This window comes from Paenibacillus sp. Y280 (assembly GCF_056786335.1).
The window spans coordinates 115,586-135,828 of the sequence record NZ_JBXCIW010000011.1 but is presented as its reverse complement, the minus strand read 5'-3'; the positions used below and the strand labels follow the sequence as shown (position 1 = coordinate 135,828).

Genomic DNA, 20,243 nt, shown 5'->3' with positions numbered 1-20,243 from the left:
AACTTAGCTGTGTCTTCAAAATAATAACCCCCATGCTGTTGAAAGTCTGATGTAAGCCCTTGCAAACCTTATAGATTAATTGTAGATCGTTGTCCCTCCTGCCGTAAGGCTTTAGATTTCGTATTCAGGTGACCATTTTTCGGTTTTTGGCTGATGCTGTCATTTTTGCGGACAAAAAAAGAGGAGCTGCATTTATCCGAATGCTTCTTTGATAATAAGGAAAAATCATGATATATTTTCTAATATTTAGAGGATTCAGCTAATCGCTATTTAATATCCAATCTATTAATGGAAGCGAGTGTTCCTTCGTGAAAAATAAAGCGGTCATACTAGGTTCTAACTTCTATACAGGACTTAGCATTATAAGAGGCCTAGGATCGAATGGCATCTATACCGTCGCCATGGATCATTCCAAAGAAAATACATACGGCGCTCAGTCTAAATATTTAAACGAACAATTAATAGTCCCTCATTATAAGAAGCAGAAGGAAGAGCTTTTGCACTATTTAATCAACTATGGCAAACAGCAGGAAGTGAAGCCCGTCCTGTTCCCAAGTGTCGACCCCTATGTGGAATTTATAGATGCCTATCTCGACGAGCTCAAACGCTACTTCCATATCAACATGACCGAGCAAGGTTTCTGGAGCAGCATCATGGATAAAGAATATCTTCATACGCTCGCAACGAAGCACGGTGTATTAGTACCAGAATCGATTAGTCCAACCGAGGAGCGGTTCGAGGAACGCGTCGTATCCGAAATCGGATTTCCATGTATCGTGAAGCCAACGGATTCCCCTTCGTTTGTATCCTTGTTCCGCGCTAAAATATTTACATGCAACAACCTGGATGAAATGAGGATTGCGCTCGAGAAGTCGGCACAGTCCAAGATGGACGTTATTGTGCAGCGGATTATTCCCGGCTTCGACGACCATGTCTATACGTTTGACGCTTATTTGGATCAGAGCTCCAATGTAACCCACTGGCTCACCTGCCAAAAGCTAAGGCAGTTCCCGATCAACTTTGGCGCTTCTTCCTTCACGAAGCAAAAATACGTAGAGGAGCTTTATCATATTGGTGCTCCCTTCCTAGAGTCGATTGGCTACAAAGGCTTCGCAGAAATTGAATTTAAGAAGGATGCGGAGACGGGGAAGTACTACTTGCTCGAAATCAATGCCAGAACGACTACTCTAGATCCTCTTCTCCGAAAATGCGGGGTAGATTTTCCATTGATCGCTTACAAGGAGCTTACGGGGACGCCGATTGGAAGCTATGCCGTTAGAGATGACAGAGGCATCGCTTTTTGCTTTTTGTTTGAGGATCTTATCTCCTCCCGTGATTATGTGAAGGCGGGGCAGCTAGGCATCATGCAGATCGTAAAAACCTATTTCACCAGAAAAGCGCCTGCGATTTGGAGCATAAGCGACCCTGTTCCCGCCTTCTACTTCTCATCTATCATTGGGAAGAAAATAATAAAGAAGCTCGCCCGGCGATAGTCAATCATGAAACCGGCCGCGGAAGCTGCTCGGCGACTCCCCGGTCCAGCGCTTGAACTGCCTGCTGAAGTGAGCCATATTATGATAGCCAAGCTTTGCCGATATCGATTCGACGCTCGCGTCCGGGTCCATCAGCAGCAGCTTGGCTTTTTTCAATATTAAAGTGGATAAATATTGCCGCGGAGACATCCCATAGACATGGGTAAACATCCGATTGACCGACGACATGCTGTAACCTACCGCTGCCGCAATGGATTGGATGGTGTCCATCCCGCTGTCCTTATCTCCCCCGTTTGCCTCTCTTTCTACCGCTTGCTCCAGCTTAAGCGCAATCTGCGAAGCAACCGCTGACTTGCGGGCTCCAGCTGCATCCCTGTTTAGCTCGGACAGCGTACCGCTTAAGCCGGCGAACAGCTCAAACAGAGCGGACAAAATACTCATACGAGATTCAACCCGATCTGCTGCCTCTTTCGAAGTTAACGCCATGATTTTATCCAGTGCAGGCTTGATAGAAACAGCCAGCTCACTATCCGATTCATGGAAGCAGCGGCTATTGCGGATAAGAAGCTCGCGGAAGGTTCGTTCATCCACGTCGAAATGCAAGCAGTAATAAGTCATCTCCTCGTCGCCGATCACTTTGCTTTCATGGTGGTCCCCCGGACCCAGCAGCATAAGATCACCCGAATTTTGCCGATAGGACACTCCGTTAACCGTCATCTCCTGTACGCCTGACAATACGAGATTCACCTCAAAGAGCGGATGCTTATGCAGCGGATACTTCCATTCAGGGTCAACGGTTCGCCAATGCGCAGCAAAAACACGGAAGGTGGAATCGATATCGGGAAGCATAAATTCCTTGCGGACAGATTCAAATGTTGTCGACATAAACAAACAGCCTCCTTCGTCATTTGCATGGTTTTATAAAATGATTGATTTGGGTAAATTTTAACCTGCTATGGATATGGGAACGATCTAATATCATTGCTATCCTATTGGTATTATAGCGTACATCTAGCAACGAAGAAGACTGCAAAGATGGGTAATTGCCTCACTGCAGCTGCTGCACTATTGACTCGGCCTTCGATCACATTCGCAAAGGAGAAAACATATGACTGACATTCAAAATCCGATTTTAACAGGCTTTAATCCCGATCCGTGTATTTGCCGTGCAGGCGAAGACTACTATATTGCGGTCTCGACTTTCGAATGGTTTCCCGGCGTTGGGATTTACCATTCCAAGGACTTGAAGAACTGGAGGCTCGCCGCAAGGCCTCTAAACAGGCTCAGCCAGCTGAACATGATGGGCAATCCGGATTCCGGCGGTATCTGGGCACCTGCGCTATCTTACAGCGACAATAAATTTTGGCTTATCTACACCGATGTGAAAGTGACCGAAGGACAATGGAAGGACTGCCACAACTATCTGGTCACCTGCGACACGATTGATGGCGAATGGTCGGAACCGATCCATGTGAACAGCTCCGGCTTTGACCCTTCCTTGTTCCATGACGAGGACGGCAAAAAATATTTTGTAAACATGATGTGGGATCATCGGGCCGGACATCATAACTTCAACGGCATTCTGCTGCAAGAATACAGCGCCAGCGAGCAGAAGCTGATTGGCAAGCCGGAAATTATTTTTAAAGGAACGGATGTTAGACTAACGGAAGCGCCTCACCTGTACAAGATCGGTGAATACTATTACTTGTTAACGGCTGAGGGCGGGACCAAATATGAGCATCAGGCCACGATCGCAAGGTCCAAGCAGCTGCGCGGCCCCTATGAGGTTCATCCCGAAAATCCATTGCTCACATCCTTCCATGCACCGCGCATCCCGCTTCAGAAAGCCGGTCATGCTTCTATCGTACAGACGCATACCGATGAGTGGTTCTTGGTGCATTTGGTTGGACGGCCGCTTGCTATAGAAGGCGCGCCTCTGCTTGATCCGCGCGGCTACTGCCCGCTTGGCAGGGAAACCGCCATTCAGCGGGTCGAATGGCGTGATGAATGGCCATACGTCGTCGGCGGCAATTCGCCTTCGCTCGTTATTGAAGGGCCAAGCATGCCAGAGGTGAAATGGGAGCCTGATTATCCGGTGAAGGATGATTTTGACAGCGACACGCTTAATCCGCATTTCCAAAGCCTGCGCATCCAGCTCGGCAAGCAGATCGTATCACTGCAAGACAATCCCGGTCATCTGCGTCTGTACGGCAAAGAATCGCTGACCTCCAAATTCACGCAAGCGTTTATCGCAAGGCGCTGGCAGCATTTTAACTTTACGGCAGAGACGAAGGTTGCTTTCCATCCGACAACCTTTCAGCAATCTGCCGGGCTAGTCAATTACTACAACACACAAAACTGGACATCATGCCAAATTTCGTGGAATGAAGAGAAAGGCAGAATTTTGCAGCTTGTCGCCTGCGATAATTTCTCGTTCTCGGAGCCTCTTCGAGGCAATGAAATTGCCCTTCGAGAGGATGCTGATTATGTCTATCTGCGTGTAGATACGGAGAATACGCTGTACTATTACTCGTATTCGCTTGATGGCAAGAGTTGGACCCGCCTTCCTGTAAACTTCGAGTCCTACAAGCTCTCGGATGATTACATTAAAGGCGGCGGCTTCTTTACAGGCGCATTTGTCGGCATGCAGTGCCAAGATACCTCCGGCCGCAGCAACCATGCAGACTTCGATTACTTCATCTACGAAAGCCATTAATGAAAGAAGAAAGTCCACCCGGGGAAGATTCGACGCTCCGGAGGGCTTTCTTCTTTTGCCGTTTACGAATAAGAAAAAACCTCCGACAGCACTTGAAATAAGTGTTTGGAGGTTCTTTGTGCGATCAGAATCGAAAAATGCCGATCATAAAGCGTCGCGCCGTTAACTATGTGCAAAATCAGCATTCAGTTGCTTATTACAGCAGCCGTTTAAGCTTATAAAGTTGAAGACGCTTGGCTTACCAGAGAGGAAAGCTGCTCGGAATCAACCGTGTTCCCTTCGCGCAGCTTAATTGTTTTTCTTTCCGGAGGACCATCGAACAGCCCTTCCGGCAGCGTTAGCTCGCTCGCGTTAAAGATCGTAAAGCTTACTGCGTCCTTCGACGTTGAAATGACTGCGGCGTATTTTCCATTTTTCAAAAAATGAGGCTTCTTGTATTGGATACGCTCCTGAACGTCCGGAATCGCTCCGTGGACAACCTCGCGCAGGCGGGAACACATCTCCCCTTGCCAAGGCACTTTGACCGCTTCGATAAAATCCGTTACTTCTTGGTTCATGTTTTCTTCTCCTCTTCGATAAGTTCTAGGTATCGATTTCTAGTGCTTTTGTAAAATTCCAGACTCTATACATACGACGAACGAGCAATGACAAAATCGACAGATCGGGAAAAAATAATTTAACTTTTTACCCGTATGCCATTCGAGCTGGCATGCAGCCCATCGGCTGCGAGCAGGACGCCGGCCTTAGCCAATTCTTCGTTGTACCGCAGCATCGCTTCGAGAAGCTCCTGACTAGGCATTACACCCGCCTCGGAATCCTTTGTACCCTTAACAATCATCATAAATCGCATATTTGTTTCCCTCCTGATTCATTATGGAGACTCGATTATTCGTTCTCATCCAACCGTTAATCTCGCTCCTACATGAACGACGAATCGCACAACTAGAAATCGACATATCCCGTTGAAAAAGATTTATAGTAGTTGAGCCAAGTTTAACAACTCTCGCAGTTCAGTATTCTTTCGTCATTTACCAGGTTAATTCCTGTGATACAATAAAAAATGGAAAACATGCTGCAGCTGTTTACTAATTAGATAGTAGACATCCACTATCATTTACCTATATCACGGATTGGGGTGGCTTCATGCATTTAGAATTAGAACAGGGAACATGGACATTTTTTATCTCTTGCATTACGATCATTATTCTCTTAAGCGCAATTGTTTTAATAAGAATGTCAATTATTTATAAAACTAAAGCTTTTGTATGGATAATCATTTCCACCATCTTTCAAACTGGAGCATTAATACTTGGACTAACATTATTTGCGCAGGATAGAGAATTAGGAACTATGCTGTCAGAGGAGAACTCTTTGTATATTGGAATTATTGGTCTAACATGGGCGGCAAGTATGTTATTCCTTTTTATTGGAATTTGGCAAATAAGCGATAAGCTCTTAAATAATAATAAAAAATAAAAGTGCTTTAATAAGAAACTGTGAGTCATGTTTTGTTCAAGACCCCATTTTGTAGATAATGAAAAAAGCCCTATGCTGCAAGCTGGCGCCGATACTCTATCGGTGCCAGCTTATTTAGCTTAAATATTTTTTCTAGTCTAATATTTTATTTTTCAGTCTATCACTTTATTTTCCTCTAACAAAAAAAACTATGAGCGCGAGCTGCCCGAGGCTTTAGCTAGCGCCTAAACCATTTCTCATTCAGCCATCAGCCTGTCGTTAATCCGCCCTCAGACGGAGGAGTTGCTCCGCCGGAGGTCAGTTGAGAGTCGATCTCTTGAATGGTAAATTACATTTAGTAATAAATGACATATATCGTGGAGGTTGAATAATGAAAGCACGAGGAAAAGCAGGTCGTGGTCGTTCATGGGCATTAGCTATATTAGCTTTTTTGGCTTTAGGAATTGGGGCATACGCCTTTCTGCTGTACGGATCGCCTGAAGGCATCAAAGAGCAGCCATTCGTGACGGAAAAAGGAAGCCTGCCTGATTTGTGGTTCACCGTCCTATGGGCGCATGCCATCTCTGCCGGATTAGGTCTCGCTATCGGCTGGATTCAGCTTGTTAAGCGACTTCGCCACAGATCACCGAACATTCACCGCTTGATCGGCTATATTTATTCGTTAATGATCGTTATTGGGGGAATTACCGGCCTATACCTCGCTTATTACGCAGAAGGCGGCTGGATCGCAAAAATTGGCTTCGGCGCGCTTTCCGTTGCTTGGTTATACACCTTATTCCGCAGTCTAAAAAGCATCATCGTTGATCAAGATCCAATCGAACATGGCCGTTGGATGGTAAGAAATTATGCGCTCTCCTGCGCGGCAATCACTCTCCGCATTTATACTCCACTTGCTGCAGTATTGTTTGGACTAACCGATGCAAATGATACTTTCGCCGTTATCGCTTGGATCTGCTGGGTACCCAATCTGTTGTTCGTAGAACTTATCTTCAATAGAAAGAAGCCTAGAAACCGTATTCCACAGGCTCGGCAGGCTAAGCTATAGAAGCTGTAAGAAATGCCTTGCGAAGTTGCTTCGCAAGGCATTTCCATTTTAGTTTTGAAGCCGATTAGCTAATATTTTCCCTAATGCCTCCTCGGCCGCAAAAACCTCAATTGGGCTATCTGGCTGCTCCCGTGCATGCTTTAATTTCTCCATTATTTGTTCAGTAATCTGCGCAGGATCAAGGAAAGACATCGCCCACGCCGCCCAAAAACACGCTTTATTATTTTCTGTAGCTAGTATTTGCAGCAGATGAGGGACACTTTGATTGCCGATTCTAGTTAAAGTCAAAGCAGAGGCCATTCTTAGCTTCTCATTGTCTTCCATCAGTAGAGCCGCAACCTCAGAAGCCGAATCAGCCGCAGCTGAGCCAAATTCACCAAGCACAACGACTATCATCGTACGTACAGAGTCATCAGACACATGCAGTCGATCGATTAATGCTGGAATCACGTGAGCTCCTTGTTTTTTCAAAGCATGAATGGCAGTGAACGCTTCTTGCGTACTTGAACTCCCAAGCTTAGCGATATTAGCATCAATCGGCTTTAAATCAGACATTAGTTTTTCCCCCTTACCCTGAGATAATTGCTCCTAATAAACTATACTACATTTTTCCATATAATCCTTTTTATCACTCGAAATTCTTTTCAATAAACAAAAATAGGCATGCATCGCAGTGGCGAATAGCGACTTGTACGGTTTGATATATCGAGTTGCCATAAATGCAAAAAAGGCCACCCGCGCCATTGTTATCGGCAAGGGATGGCCTTTTCGAATGTGTAACCCAATATCATGACAACTCATTTAAGCCATTCAAGAACTTGCGCCGCCTCTTCCCCGCCCTGCTGAGCGTGTACGACGAGCGGAATCCCGTGAGCACCCTTAGCATTTACAAGATCAGGGTTGTCAGCAAGCATAGCACGGACAATATCAACCTTCCCGAGCATCGCCGCCGCAAATAAATCGATACGCGCCCCATTTTCGATAAGAAACAGAGCGATGTCTCTTCTTCCCATATGAGCGGCCGCACCGATAGCGGTTTCCCAATCCCCGCCGCCCCAATCCCATGCTGCATTCACAAGACCTGGCTCTTGTTTGAGCAGTTCCTTAACACGTTCCAGGTCACCATGTGCATTGCCGACAAAATCTCTTACTAATTCAGGCTGGAGGGCTTGTTTGTTTTCCATTGAAATTTCTCCTTTGACTGTTTTTTATTGCAAGAGAGCAGCAGACGCTTGATGCCCCTTTGACTTAGCTAATTCGTAGGGCGTTTCTCCCGCATCATTGGCAGCGAATCGATCTGCTCCTGCCAGCAACAGCATATTGATCATCGTCACTCGGCCAAAATGTCCCGCTACATGAAGTGGAGTAAAGCCTAATCGCCACTTCCCTTCACACTTCACGTTCACATCGGCGCCATGTTGGATCAACAGCTTTACGATATGCTCGAAATTCCCGGCTATAGCTGCATGAATGGCCATATTGTTCAGGTTCCCATCCTTGCTTCTGGCGTCTATATCCGCACCCTTGTCGAGCAGAAAATTCACCGTTTCCTCGTTGCCAAAATGTGCAGCTAACCCTAATGGAGTAAAGCCATCGCTGCTGTAGCTTTCGAGCCATTCAGGCGACTCTGCCAACAAGTCGTTTATACGCTGCGTATTGCCAACTGCTGCCGCCTCAAAAATAGTGAGCTCTGCGCCATTATTCAGAAGCAATTCTTTGATCTCTTTCGAGCGGTAATAGGCAGCCATCAATACAGCCGTTTCTCCGCTAGCGTTGCTTGCATTAACAAGGGTTGAATCCTTGTTTATCAGCTCTGCCACCTTGTCTAGATTGTTAAGCTTTACCGCATCAATCATTTCATTTCGCAATTGCTGAACGTTATCTGCAAGCAACTTGGCCTTTTGGAGCAGCTCCTCGGATGCTTGTATGCCTACGTTTATCAAATGCGTGACTGCCCTTGAACGGTTCGACTCAAGTCCAGAATCAACAAGCACGTCTATTGCCTTCAAAGTAATATCATCTAACCGGATGGATATAACAACGCTCTGTTTCTTGTTAGACATAAGTGTGTGTTCTCCCGTTGTTGTTATTGTAATTTTTATTACAATATTACAATAACTGATTTACCTAAATATTTCCACACCTTTTTTTCTACTTGGATTCGTTGTTATATTCCTTTTTCTAATCTTATATATCCATAAGCCCGCAAGTCCCGTCAAAGCAATGGCGAGGATGCCGTCTGGGCTGGGCATAGCTAAAAATTCAAATTGTTCATGCACCAAAACGAATTTTTTCAAAATCAGCGTATCAATAAAAGCATTTCCCATCGTGTGCATAACAACAGCCGGCCATACGCTCTTGGTCATTAATAAAATCTCGCCATATAGAATCGCCATAGCGATCACACCGACCATCATGCGCGGGATATAGGTGATCATACTCTCCGTGGTATCTATGAACAGAAATAAATATGGAAAATGCCACGCCCCCCAAACCAACCCAACGGCTATATGAACGAGAAAGCGGTTATAACCAAGCGTGAACAGCTTCGGAGCCATATAGCCCCTCCAGGCAAATTCCTCGAACATATTTTTGATGAAGCTCGGAATAATAGCCATCCCGAATGCCGCCATATAAGGAGAAGACGACAGGGGCATCTCCATCCATCCCAGCAGCAAGCTTATACCGACAACGACCACTGCCAGCAAGGGGAAAAACAGCATACTGAACATATATAGCAGCATATTTCCTTTGAAGCGAGGATTGATGCCAAAATCCTTCCACCCGTCTCCCATCAAGCTGCGCATAATTACAACAGCCAATAGGGGCGACACAATCCAAATCAACTGCCCGCGACTGCCGTTCTCATCTGATCCGATTTGCAGATCCACAAGGCGTCCGATCCATCCACAGCTAAGCGCAACGATTGAAAAAATGATTACGTTAATTAGCGACTTGTTTTGCTTTCCTATCATGGACTCAGCTCCTCTTTGATTTTCTGCAAGTACTTCCCGTACCAGTCCTTCAAGAAAGCATAATAATCGCTTCCGAATTCCAACGTATCCAGTCTGCTTCTCACCTTCGGATTATTTAGAAGGTCACTTTTTTTCGCGATCTGCTCCTCGTTCATTTGCTGGAACATCTTCATGGCATTTCCGACATTCTCGATTTCACGCAAGTATTGTTCGACGAGCTCGAGTTTTCTTGCGCTCTCGACATAGTTGAAGAAAAACATTTTGACGAGCGCGGGATCTCGGGGTTTGTCTAACGCAATCGATTCGCCAGCCCAGCTCAAAAACTCCTTTTCCCCCGCTTCCGTTGTGGAGTAAACCTTCTTGCTTCTTGCACCTATGCGTACCTCAGTTACCTGGATATGCCCATTCTGAATGAGCTTCTTCAAAGCCGGTTGTATGCTGCCTTGACTGGTGTTGTAAAAGAACCCTGTGCTTGATTCCATGCTTTTCTTCAAATCGTAAGATGACTTATCGCCGTCCATCAGCAAACCCAAAATGATTTTATCCTGCATCATGATTACCGCCTTTGTTTCTAATAGATATGTCTACTAGACATATACAATCTGATCATAATGCCTTTATTTTATTCTGTCAACAATTGCTAACAAACCTGTTGAACATATGTTCACCAACTTGTTTACATATGTTCAAACTAGTGCTATTATAATGATGCATTTAAGGATCGTATAAGGGGAAGGTGAACTGGCTATGTTAAATTTGTCCGGAATGATAGATCATACGCTTTTGCGCGCAGATGCAACAAAGGCTGAGATTACAAAATTAACGGAAGAAGCGAAAAAATATAGTTTTGCTTCCGTTTGCGTCAACCCAACCTGGGTTGCTTATTCAGCTGAACAGCTGGCAGGCAGCACGGTTAAGGTTTGTACCGTAATCGGATTTCCACTTGGAGCGTCAACTACTGAGACTAAAGCTTTTGAAGCTGCGAATGCCATTGCAAACGGAGCAACTGAGGTTGATATGGTCATTAACATAGGTGCTTTAAAGGATGGCAATGATCAATTAGTCGAAAAAGATATCCAAGCGGTTGTTGAAGCTGCAGCAGGCAAGGCGCTTGTGAAAGTAATCATCGAAGCGTCGCTTCTTACGGATGATGAGAAGGTTCGCGCTTGCCAGCTCTCAGCTCAAGCCGGAGCAGATTTCGTAAAAACTTCAACAGGCTTCTCCACTGGCGGAGCAACAGCTGAGGATGTTGCGCTTATGCGCAAAACGGTTGGGGACAAGCTAGGTGTTAAAGCTTCCGGAGGCATTCGCAATCTTGCCGATATGGAAAAAATGATCGCTGCAGGCGCATCCAGAATTGGCGCCAGCTCAGGCGTAAAGATTATGGAAGGCGAGCAATCGACCTCTTCTTACTAAAAATAAATGGTGCTGCTCCTTGCCGGAGCAGCTTTCCAGAAGGGAAAAAAGATGAAGGAGCAATTGATTCAAGAAGCTATTGATGCGCGCAAGCATGCTCATATTCCCTACTCGCATTTTGCTGTTGGCGCGGCTTTGCTGACAAGCAGCAAACGCATTTACAAGGGCTGCAACATCGAGAACGCCTCGTATGGGTTAACGAATTGCGCAGAGCGGACAGCTATTTTCAAAGCGGTATCGGAAGGCGATCGCATTATTGAGGCCATCGCTGTCGTAGCCGATACGGAAGGTCCTATCTCACCGTGCGGCGCATGTCGGCAGGTATTAGCGGAATTTTGTGATGAGAATACGAAAATCTACTTAACGAATCTCCATGGCAATACCGAAGAATGGACCATGTCACAGCTCCTTCCAGGTGCTTTTCAAGCGAAAGATATGGAAAAGTAAGAGGCAGTTTAGTTGAAAGCGCTTTATAGAATTGCATTGCATCAGGTACTAGACTAACTTACTAGGAGAATGAACAATGAAATATTTAATCGCAATATTGGGCTTGCTTGTTGTTCTTGGTCTTTCGTATGTTGCCAGCAACAATAAGAAGAACATCCGGTATAAACCATTACTCATTATGGTGGTCCTGCAAGTGATTTTGGCCTTTGCGTTATTAAATACTGTTATTGGCGAAGTTTTAATTAAAGGCTTCTCCGGCATGTTCGAGAAATTGCTAGGCTTTGCCCAAGAGGGAATCAATTTTGTATTTGGCGGCCTTCTGAACGACGGACAATTCTCGTTCTTCTTTACCGCGCTGCTGCCGATCGTGTTTATTTCAGCTCTTATCGGTATTTTACAATATATCAAGGTGCTGCCGTTTATCATCAAATATATCGGTCTTGTCTTGAGCAAAATAAACGGGATGGGCAAATTGGAATCCTATAATGCGGTAGCTTCTGCTATTTTGGGACAATCCGAGGTATTCATTTCAGTCAAAAAGCAGATCGGCTTGCTGCCGAAGCAACGGCTGTACACGTTATGCGCCTCGGCGATGTCCACGGTATCGATGTCGATTGTCGGCTCTTACATGACCATACTCGATCCTAAATATGTCGTTACGGCGCTTGTCCTTAATTTGTTTGGCGGATTTATCATTGCCTCCATTCTCAATCCGTATAAGGTTGAAGCCGAGGACGATATTTTACAGGTGCAGGAAGAAGAAAAACAAACGTTTTTCGAAGTGCTCGGCGAATATATTTTAGACGGCTTCAAGGTCGCTATCATCGTCGCAGCGATGCTGATTGGTTTTATCGCGCTGATCGCGCTGGTTAACGGACTTTTCAGCGGAATCTTCGGCATTTCGTTCCAGGCCATACTGGGTTATATTTTTGCTCCATTCGCTTTCATTATGGGTGTTCCATGGAAGGACGCCGTCGATGCAGGAAGCATTATGGCGACGAAAATGGTATCCAACGAGTTCGTAGCTATGCTGGAGCTTGCGAAATATCCTAATCTATCTGCGCGCGCTGTCGGTATCGTATCCGTATTCCTTGTGTCATTCGCTAACTTCTCATCGATCGGCATTATCGCCGGCGCTGTAAAAGGGCTTCATGAAAAACAAGGCAACGTGGTTGCTCGCTTCGGCTTGAAATTGCTGTACGGGGCTACTTTGGTTAGCGTCTTGTCTGCCATCATAGCAGGACTGTTTATTAAATAACGAAAGGAGTCAATACGTATGCATACTTTTAAAAGGATTCATCTCATTGTTATGGACTCGGTAGGAATTGGCGAATCGCCTGATGCGGCAAAGTTCGGTGACTTCGATGTTGATACGCTAGGCCATATTGCGAATGAACTTGGAGGTTTGAAGATGCCTCATATGGGCGTCCTCGGATTATCCAACATCAAGGAAGTCAAAGGGGTTCCGGTTGCGGACAAGCCGCTTGCCTATTATACGAAGATGCAAGAGGCGTCGAACGGCAAAGATACGATGACGGGGCACTGGGAGATCATGGGGCTTCATATTGCGGTACCGTTCCGCGTATTCGAAGACGGATTTCCGCCTGAATTAATCGCTAGGATTGAAGCCAAAACAGGCCGCAAGGTAATTGGCAACAAACCAGCCAGCGGCACGGAAATTATAGACGAGCTTGGCGAAGAGCATATGCGGACAGGCGCATTGATCGTCTACACGTCTGCGGATTCCGTTTTGCAAATCGCTGCTCACGAGAATGTGGTACCATTGAAGGAGCTGTATGAGATCTGCGAGTTTTGCCGAGAAATCACCTTGGAGGATCCGTACATGCTGGGGAGAATTATCGCTCGTCCCTTTGTTGGTGAGCCAGGTCATTTTAAACGGACATCCAATCGTCATGACTACGCCTTGAAGCCATTTGGTTCTACTGTGATGAATGAGCTAAAAAATGCCAGCTTTGACGTCATCGCTCTCGGAAAAATTTCCGATATATATGATGGAGAAGGCGTAACCAAGGCCATTCGCACCGTATCCAATGCAGACGGCATGGATCAGCTTATTGCCGTTCTTGATGAACCGTTTACCGGCATTAGCTTCTTGAACCTCGTCGACTTTGATGCGTTATACGGACATCGCCGCGATCCTAAAGGGTACGGACAAGCCTTAGAGGAATATGACGCTCGTTTGCCAGAGGTGTTCGCCAAGCTGACCGATCAGGATCTGCTTATTATTACGGCGGATCATGGCAATGACCCGACCTATCACGGTACCGATCACACTCGCGAATATGTGCCATTATTGGTATACTCTCCTCGTTTTGAGCAAGGCGGGCACGCCCTTCCAGTAAGGGAGACCTTTGCGGATATCGGGGCGACTATAGCAGAAAATTTCGGAGTCGCGAAGCCCGCGCACGGCACTAGCTTTTTAGCAGCATTAAAATAACAAAGTTGAAGGAGAATGACAATGAGCATTCATATTGCAGCCGAGCAAGGCCAAATTGCAGAAACGATTTTATTGCCGGGAGATCCGCTGAGAGCGAAGTATATCGCTGAAACGTATTTGGAGGATGTCATCTGCTATAACGAGGTCAGAGGCATGCTGGGCTTTACAGGTACTTACAAAGGCCAGCGCATTTCCGTGCAGGGAACGGGCATGGGCGTCCCTTCCATCAGTATTTATGTCAACGAACTGATCCGCGATTATGGCGTAAAAAACTTGGTGCGCGTAGGCACTTGCGGCGCTATGCAGGAAAGCGTGCATGTTCGTGAAGTTATTTTGGCACAAGCAGCTTGTACAGATTCCAGCGTCAACCGCCACGTGTTTGGCGGCTACGATTTCTCGCCGATTGGCAGCTTCTCTTTGCTAAAGGCAGCTTACGAGCGTGGTACCGCTAAGGGGCTAAAACTGCATGTCGGAAATATTTTCTGCTCTGATTCCTTCTATCGGGACGACAAAGCGATTGTGCAAAAGCTGATGGACCACGGCGTCCTAGGCGTGGAAATGGAAACAACTGCACTTTATACGCTGGCTGCTAAATATGGCGTCAACGCTTTAACGATTTTAACGGTGAGCGATCACCTGCTGACTGGTGAAGAGACCACGTCTGCAGAGCGCCAAAGCACCTTTAACGATATGATGGAAGTCGCTCTCGAAACGGTTATTTCTATATAAATACGGAATTATAAATAGATATTAGGTGAGGAGAGAAACATATGAGAATGGTTGATCTGATTGAAAAAAAACGTGATGGTGAAGAGCTGACGACAGAGGAAATCAACTTTATTATCGACGGTTATACGAAGGATGAAATTCCGGACTATCAAGTCAGCGCCCTCGCTATGGCGATCTTCTTCAAGGATATGACCGAGCGCGAGCGCGCTGATTTGACGATGGCAATCGTGAATTCCGGCGATACGATCGACCTGTCAGCTATTGAAGGCGTGAAGGTAGACAAGCACTCCACAGGCGGAGTTGGCGATACGACTACGCTGGTGCTGGCCCCTCTTGTAGCTGCGCTTGATATCCCGGTTGCCAAAATGTCAGGCCGCGGCCTTGGACATACGGGCGGTACAATCGATAAGCTGGAAGCCATCGCAGGCTTCCATGTGGAGATCGAAAAAGATGAATTCGTGCAATTGGTGAATAAGGATAAAATTGCGGTTATCGGCCAATCCGGCAACCTAACGCCAGCTGATAAGAAGCTATATGCCCTGCGCGATGTTACGGCAACAGTTAACTCGATCCCGCTTATTGCCAGCTCGATTATGAGCAAGAAAATTGCTGCCGGCTCGGATGCTATTGTGCTCGACGTCAAGACTGGCGCTGGCGCGTTTATGAAAACCGTAGAGGATGCCAAAGAGCTTGCACATGCGATGGTAAGCATCGGCAATAACGTCGGCCGCAAGACGATGGCGGTTATCTCGGATATGAGCCAGCCGCTCGGCTTTGCTATCGGCAACGCGCTGGAAGTGAAGGAAGCGATCGATACGCTGCAAGGAAAAGGTCCTAAGGATTTGGAGGAGCTTTGTCTTGCGCTAGGCAGTCAAATGGTGTTTCTGGCGAATAAAGCTAGCTCCCTTGAAGAAGCTGAAGAGCTGCTGAAGGAAGTAATCCGCAATGGCAAAGCGCTCGATAAATTCAAAGCCTTTATTGCCAACCAAGGCGGCGACCCATCTGTCGTAGATCACCCTGAGAAGCTGCCGCAGGCGGCATACCTTATTGAAGTGCCTGCCAAAGAAGATGGCGTTGTTACTGAGATTGTTGCAGATGAGATCGGCACGGCGGCAATGCTCCTTGGAGCTGGACGCGCAACTAAGGAATCCGAAATTGATTTAGCTGTGGGACTCATGCTGAATAAGAAAATCGGCGATACGGTCAAAGTGGGCGAATCACTCGTTACCATTCATGCGAATCGTGAAAATGTGGATGATGTGCTGAACCTCATTTACGAGAATATTCGCATTGGCAGCGAGGCAACACCTCCGGTACTCGTCTACGGTATTGTGACGGAGTAGGCTTAGAAGGAGATAAATAAATGTTTTATGCGATTGTCATTTTGTTTTTGGGGTTTCTTCTTATTAACGGTGTGTTCGCCTTTCAGACGAAATTTATCGGCGCTTCATTAGGAGAAACCTTGAAGTTCCAAGCGTATATGATCCCCATCTTATTTCTTGCGAATGTACTGCTTGGACTCGGCTTCAAATACGGCTATAAATATTTAGGCAGCAATACGCTGGTCGTCTCCAGCTCCAAATTTCTTGATATTATAGCCTTGCTTGTCGTCTCCTTCTTCTTCTTCTCGGAAGTGCCAAGCTGGAAAACATTTGTAGGCCTCGGTTTGGTTGTGGCTGGCATTATTGTGGCTAAGCTTTAAAATAGCAAGTCCCCCTTTGGAACGGTGGCGGAAGGGCGCTGTATCAAAAGTAGTATGCTCGTTGAGAAGATAGCTCGCTTTGAATTGAAAATAGCGGTACAGGAGGCTATTCCTGTACCGCTATTTTTCTATTCAGGTCTATGGTTGCTTGGCTTCATGAGATTGTGGGCAGCGAAAGTCTCTCCACCTCAGAACAATAAATGCTGGAATAAGCGAAAAAGCATGTGAAAAGTAAGTTTAAGGAGCGAGAGACAGGAGCTCCTTGGCTCTCAACTAGCTGGTGAAAAATTTAATTTCAGTCCACGCTGCTTCTTACGCTGTAATAGCGCATAGCGCGAGGGACTCCCTTGATTTTGAGGCGGCCGCTGTAAATCAATTCCCGAATTCGGTATTCAAAATAATCGTCACCCACATATTGATCGCAGTAGCCTAACGCTTCGCCAATCACGCGAGCTGCTTTGATAAAGTCCCGATCACCCTTTCCGCTATGCAGTTTTTCAACGGTCTCCATCAAATAAGCGTCAAAATAATCCTCGCCAACAGACAGAACCTTCTCATCCTTGCAAATACGAAGCACCTCAGGCTGCTCAGCAAGCTCTAGCCACTCGGTCTCTAATACCTTTCTTGAATCCCCGTTCAATCGTACACTAGCACTGCCTTCACTAAGGACAGCCTGCAGCTTGTCTGGCGTTATTTCACCAGAGTGCTTATACTCAACCGTCAGGTCTTGGTTGTTAAACAAGTAATCGCAAACATCCGATACAGGAATGGTTAATAAGGGGTTCCCACTGTTCCTTAATAAGTAAACGGCATAACGCAATCCTACCTGCTCATGAGCATTCATGCTGCTCCATATCGTTATAGCAGCCTGAGGCGGAATGAGCGAAATTTGCCGCATTAAGCTCTGATAAGCTTCCTCGTAGTCATCCCCATCCTCTCCACTGTTAATATGGTCGAAGAACCATTCCTGTCGCTTCGTTCGTCCTTCCTCTTCGTGCAACTGCCATATAGGTCCGATGGAGTAACATTCGCGAAAAGCGATTACCTTATCGGTATCCTCTCTCCCGAGCTTCTTGATCGCGATTTTCAAGCATGCAGCAAAAGTATCACCAAACCCGATATGCACTTGCTTGCAATTCTCGTCAGGCTCCCATTGCTGCTGCTTATTTGGGGTTAATACAGCCTTATACATCCCCAATAAATCCTCATACAGATCCTCTTTTGGATTATGATCATTTTCCACTGCCTCAATCTTGAGCATCATATGCATAATTATGGATTGGATTTCCCGTTCCGATAAACCGTTGATCGCATGACGCAATTCCAATATTTTCATCTGCATATCCTCTCTCTCCAGAGTCATCCGCTTTAGCAGTTAGCTCTACCCTTGCAGCTTCCGGCCCAGCAAACGAAAAGCTTCTATAACAAATTCTTTTGGAGCCACGCCATACCGATCGCCAATGTTGACCTCAAAATAGGAGCCCCCATCACCTTTATCACGTACTGACTGCGTCAAGCCGATGCCTGTTTCAATAGCGATTGCGATAAGAATCGGTTCAAGCTGCTCCTTCGTTACCGTCGTGTGCACATGAAACATATTGGATACAGGCACTTCCGGGACTGTCTTCATCGCATGGCACCCGTTATATAATGCAGCAAGCTCCCGCGCTTCCCTGTAATACTTCTCCATATGCGGCAGCCGACGCTCCATATAGTAATCTGCGGCAATAATATAAGGATACAGGCTGATTAAATCACCGCCATGCCGTCTCTTCCAAATCTTCGATTGTTCCGTAAAATTTTGCTCTCCGGCCAAGACCGCTCCAGCAATACCGCCAATTCCTTTATAGAACGAAATATAGACGCTGTCGAAGAGCGAGCAGACCTCTAGCGCCGACTTGCGATAATAGGGAAGAATCTCAAACAGCCTTGCCCCATCAAGATGAAGCTTAATGCCTCTCTCCCGGCAAAACGCCGACATCGCTTCAAGCTCCGCGTATTCCGGCAATTGCCCGCCAATTTCCCTCTGCGGCAGCTCCAGCAGCAAGCAGGCAATGTCTTCCTTCAAGCCAAGCAGATCCTTCAGAAGAACGGGCCTCTCTTCATCCGCCAGCAATATCGGTTCAAGATGATGCAGCTCTTTCATGCCGTCTTTCTCATGGATTTCCAGATGGCTTAACGGATGATAGCCCACCTTCTTAATCCCTTTCTCATCGCACCAAATTCGGAGCGCAATTTGCTGCGCCATTGTACCGCTGGGGAAGAACACGGCCGATTCTTTGCCTAGCAGGCGTGCCATTCGCACCTCAAAATCCTCGATAAGCTCCCCCTTGCCGTACATATCGCTATCCTGCTCATCCTCCCATTGTGCCAGCGCTTCCTTCAGCACCTGTACGTTCCGTCTTCCATGACCGATTAAGGGATAGCTGGCTTGATTATAAGCTTCAATAAGTGTCATTGTTTGTTCCATCTTGTATGTCCCTCTCTTTATCCGTCGTTTATTCCTTCGGCAGCATCGTCCGGTTCATCACCGGTGAAGACAGAATAACCGAGGTGTTGACATTGCCGAACGGCATGAGCCGCTCTACGAGCTCGCTCAGCGCATCCATCCCCGTTACCGCCGCCTTCAAAATATAGCTGACCGTTCCCGTTACCCGGTGGCATTCAATAATTTCATCGTCATTCATGATGCGCTTCTCGAATTCCATCGGAAATACCTTCAATTCGCTCATTTGAATGATCAGCTGTATGTTTCTCCCGACTGCGACCGGCGATACCCGAGCGCCAAATCCAGTAATGACCCCTCTCTCCTGCAGACGCAGCAAACGCTCCGAAATACTGGGACGGCTTAAAGCCAGTCGTTTGGACAGCTCGCTAACCGTCATTCGCCCATCCTCCTGCAGCAATTGGAGAAGCGTTCGATCCAATAGATCCATCCTCGCAGGCCTCCCTTCATTTTGCAGAAAAAACATAGCAATTTCATTCAATGTTACCTAATTTCACATCAATTTCATTCCGTTTATTATATATACGATTCGCGCCGTTTTGTATCCTTATATTAACAAACTTAAGCAGGCGGTGCATGCGATATGATACGGAAGTCAGACAACAAAGTGAAGGAAAACATCCGCAAATGGCTCCATTTTGCAATAGGCTGCTTCGTTACTGCCGGCGGATTGATCATCCTAAAGCATTCCCATATCGTTACCGGAGGAACAGCGGGTCTCTCTTTAAGCTTATCGCCCTTGCTGCATGTCCAATTCCCTTATTTATTTGCCCTGCTCAACCTACCTTTTTTTATTTTCTCTTACTTTTACATGGGCAAATCCTTTACCTTCAAAACCATTTTAGCTATCGCGCTTCTCTCTTTATTAAGCGCCATGGACAACATATTGCCTTCCTTTACGATTCCATCATTGGTTGGAGCTATCGTCGGAGGAGCATTTATCGGCGCCGGCCTCACCGCCTTGTTCCGTAACGGCGCTTCGCTCGGCGGCGCAACGATACTTGCCATTTACTTGCACAAAAAACATGGAATCAATCCCGGCAAAACCAACTTCGTTTTCGACCTTCTGGTTGTCCTCACCAGCTTGTCCGCATTACCGCTTACGAGCGGATTGTTCTCAGCTCTATCGATAGCCGTAACATCAGGCATCTTGTCCCTCTATAAGAGGAGGAAAAATAGCGCTGAGCAAGACAAAGCGAAAGCCCTGCCAAACGTCACGTCGTCACTCTGATTGAACATTGATTTTTATGGCAAAAAAAAGAGCAAAGTAGGCGTGTCCT

Annotated in this window: 22 protein-coding genes and 1 pseudogene; 12 read left to right on the top strand and 11 right to left on the bottom strand. The window is 46.4% G+C overall.

Features of this window, described 5'->3' with window-relative positions:
* Positions 1-308: 308 nt before the first annotated feature.
* Entirely contained in the window at positions 309-1,493 is a 1,185-nt protein-coding gene (locus tag AC1TPC_RS16075) for a carboxylate--amine ligase (protein ID WP_482067835.1), read from the top strand.
* Here AC1TPC_RS16075 and AC1TPC_RS16070 read toward each other — a convergent pair whose 3' ends face one another.
* Positions 1,494-2,378, bottom strand: a complete 885-nt coding sequence (locus AC1TPC_RS16070) for a helix-turn-helix domain-containing protein (RefSeq protein ID WP_482067834.1) — start codon at positions 2,376-2,378, stop codon at positions 1,494-1,496.
* Between the two features lie 223 nt (positions 2,379-2,601).
* Between AC1TPC_RS16070 and AC1TPC_RS16065 the strand changes: the two genes are divergently transcribed.
* On the top strand, positions 2,602-4,209 hold the full coding sequence (locus tag AC1TPC_RS16065; protein ID WP_482067833.1) for a glycoside hydrolase family 43 protein: 1,608 nt from the start codon (positions 2,602-2,604) through the stop codon (positions 4,207-4,209).
* 215 nt (positions 4,210-4,424) lie between these two features.
* Here the strand turns inward: AC1TPC_RS16065 and AC1TPC_RS16060 are convergent, their stop codons facing one another.
* Both AC1TPC_RS16060 and AC1TPC_RS16055 read right to left on the bottom strand, forming a co-directional pair.
* Complete coding sequence (locus AC1TPC_RS16060) at positions 4,425-4,766, bottom strand: DUF1801 domain-containing protein (protein ID WP_482067832.1); 342 nt, start codon at positions 4,764-4,766, stop codon at positions 4,425-4,427.
* 128 nt (positions 4,767-4,894) lie between these two features.
* Positions 4,895-5,059 (bottom strand): annotated as a pseudogene (locus tag AC1TPC_RS16055) (YciI family protein); the annotation flags it as partial.
* 293 nt (positions 5,060-5,352) lie between these two features.
* On the opposite strand from AC1TPC_RS16055, the gene AC1TPC_RS16050 reads away from it, so the two are divergent.
* Positions 5,353-5,685 (top strand): hypothetical protein, encoded by a 333-nt coding sequence (locus AC1TPC_RS16050; RefSeq protein WP_482067831.1) that lies wholly within the window; start codon positions 5,353-5,355, stop codon positions 5,683-5,685.
* Positions 5,686-6,055: 370 nt separating this feature from the next.
* Entirely contained in the window at positions 6,056-6,730 is a 675-nt protein-coding gene (locus AC1TPC_RS16045; protein ID WP_482067830.1) for a DUF2306 domain-containing protein, read from the top strand.
* Positions 6,731-6,778: 48 nt separating this feature from the next.
* Here the strand turns inward: AC1TPC_RS16045 and AC1TPC_RS16040 are convergent, their stop codons facing one another.
* The 5 genes from AC1TPC_RS16040 to AC1TPC_RS16020 form a co-directional block, all read right to left on the bottom strand.
* Complete coding sequence (locus AC1TPC_RS16040; RefSeq protein WP_482067829.1) at positions 6,779-7,285, bottom strand: HEAT repeat domain-containing protein; 507 nt, start codon at positions 7,283-7,285, stop codon at positions 6,779-6,781.
* 242 nt (positions 7,286-7,527) lie between these two features.
* The gene (locus AC1TPC_RS16035) at positions 7,528-7,914 is read right to left on the bottom strand and encodes an ankyrin repeat domain-containing protein (RefSeq protein ID WP_482067828.1); all 387 of its coding nucleotides are present in this window, start codon (positions 7,912-7,914) and stop codon (positions 7,528-7,530) included.
* 24 nt (positions 7,915-7,938) lie between these two features.
* The gene (locus AC1TPC_RS16030; protein ID WP_482067827.1) at positions 7,939-8,793 is read right to left on the bottom strand and encodes an ankyrin repeat domain-containing protein; all 855 of its coding nucleotides are present in this window, start codon (positions 8,791-8,793) and stop codon (positions 7,939-7,941) included.
* Between the two features lie 60 nt (positions 8,794-8,853).
* Positions 8,854-9,705 carry a CPBP family glutamic-type intramembrane protease gene (locus AC1TPC_RS16025; RefSeq protein ID WP_482067826.1) on the bottom strand — a complete coding sequence of 284 codons (852 nt, stop codon included), beginning with the start codon at positions 9,703-9,705 and terminating at the stop codon, positions 8,854-8,856.
* A complete protein-coding gene (locus AC1TPC_RS16020) occupies positions 9,702-10,259 on the bottom strand; it encodes a PadR family transcriptional regulator (RefSeq protein ID WP_482067825.1) in 558 nt (185 codons plus the stop codon). The genes AC1TPC_RS16025 and AC1TPC_RS16020 overlap by 4 nt, the downstream gene beginning before the upstream one ends.
* Before the next feature lie 193 nt (positions 10,260-10,452).
* Between AC1TPC_RS16020 and deoC the strand changes: the two genes are divergently transcribed.
* The 7 genes from deoC to AC1TPC_RS15985 all read left to right on the top strand — a co-directional run bounded on the left by deoC (position 10,453) and on the right by AC1TPC_RS15985 (position 16,457).
* The gene (deoC, locus tag AC1TPC_RS16015; protein ID WP_482067824.1) at positions 10,453-11,121 is read left to right on the top strand and encodes a deoxyribose-phosphate aldolase; all 669 of its coding nucleotides are present in this window, start codon (positions 10,453-10,455) and stop codon (positions 11,119-11,121) included.
* Between the two features lie 51 nt (positions 11,122-11,172).
* Positions 11,173-11,568, top strand: coding sequence for a cytidine deaminase (locus AC1TPC_RS16010; protein ID WP_482067823.1), 396 nt, complete (start codon positions 11,173-11,175; stop codon positions 11,566-11,568).
* 76 nt (positions 11,569-11,644) lie between these two features.
* On the top strand, positions 11,645-12,826 hold the full coding sequence (locus tag AC1TPC_RS16005; RefSeq protein ID WP_482067822.1) for a NupC/NupG family nucleoside CNT transporter: 1,182 nt from the start codon (positions 11,645-11,647) through the stop codon (positions 12,824-12,826).
* 18 nt (positions 12,827-12,844) lie between these two features.
* Entirely contained in the window at positions 12,845-14,026 is a 1,182-nt protein-coding gene (deoB, locus tag AC1TPC_RS16000; protein WP_482067821.1) for a phosphopentomutase, read from the top strand.
* 21 nt (positions 14,027-14,047) lie between these two features.
* Positions 14,048-14,755 (top strand): purine-nucleoside phosphorylase, encoded by a 708-nt coding sequence (deoD, locus tag AC1TPC_RS15995; RefSeq protein ID WP_482067820.1) that lies wholly within the window; start codon positions 14,048-14,050, stop codon positions 14,753-14,755.
* A 41-nt stretch (positions 14,756-14,796) separates the two neighbouring features.
* A complete protein-coding gene (locus AC1TPC_RS15990) occupies positions 14,797-16,098 on the top strand; it encodes a pyrimidine-nucleoside phosphorylase (RefSeq protein WP_482067819.1) in 1,302 nt (433 codons plus the stop codon).
* Between the two features lie 20 nt (positions 16,099-16,118).
* Positions 16,119-16,457, top strand: a complete 339-nt coding sequence (locus AC1TPC_RS15985) for a hypothetical protein (RefSeq protein ID WP_482067818.1) — start codon at positions 16,119-16,121, stop codon at positions 16,455-16,457.
* Between the two features lie 295 nt (positions 16,458-16,752).
* On the opposite strand, the gene AC1TPC_RS15980 is transcribed toward AC1TPC_RS15985, so the two are convergent.
* The 3 genes from AC1TPC_RS15980 to AC1TPC_RS15970 are packed head-to-tail and all read right to left on the bottom strand — an operon-like array spanning position 16,753 to position 19,393.
* Positions 16,753-17,793 (bottom strand): DUF1835 domain-containing protein, encoded by a 1,041-nt coding sequence (locus AC1TPC_RS15980; RefSeq protein ID WP_482067817.1) that lies wholly within the window; start codon positions 17,791-17,793, stop codon positions 16,753-16,755.
* 45 nt (positions 17,794-17,838) lie between these two features.
* Complete coding sequence (locus tag AC1TPC_RS15975; protein ID WP_482067816.1) at positions 17,839-18,927, bottom strand: threonine aldolase family protein; 1,089 nt, start codon at positions 18,925-18,927, stop codon at positions 17,839-17,841.
* Positions 18,928-18,955: 28 nt separating this feature from the next.
* Entirely contained in the window at positions 18,956-19,393 is a 438-nt protein-coding gene (locus AC1TPC_RS15970) for an Lrp/AsnC family transcriptional regulator (RefSeq protein ID WP_482067815.1), read from the bottom strand.
* 153 nt (positions 19,394-19,546) lie between these two features.
* Between AC1TPC_RS15970 and AC1TPC_RS15965 the strand changes: the two genes are divergently transcribed.
* Positions 19,547-20,194, top strand: a complete 648-nt coding sequence (locus AC1TPC_RS15965) for a YitT family protein (protein WP_482067814.1) — start codon at positions 19,547-19,549, stop codon at positions 20,192-20,194.
* Positions 20,195-20,243 lie beyond the last annotated feature (49 nt).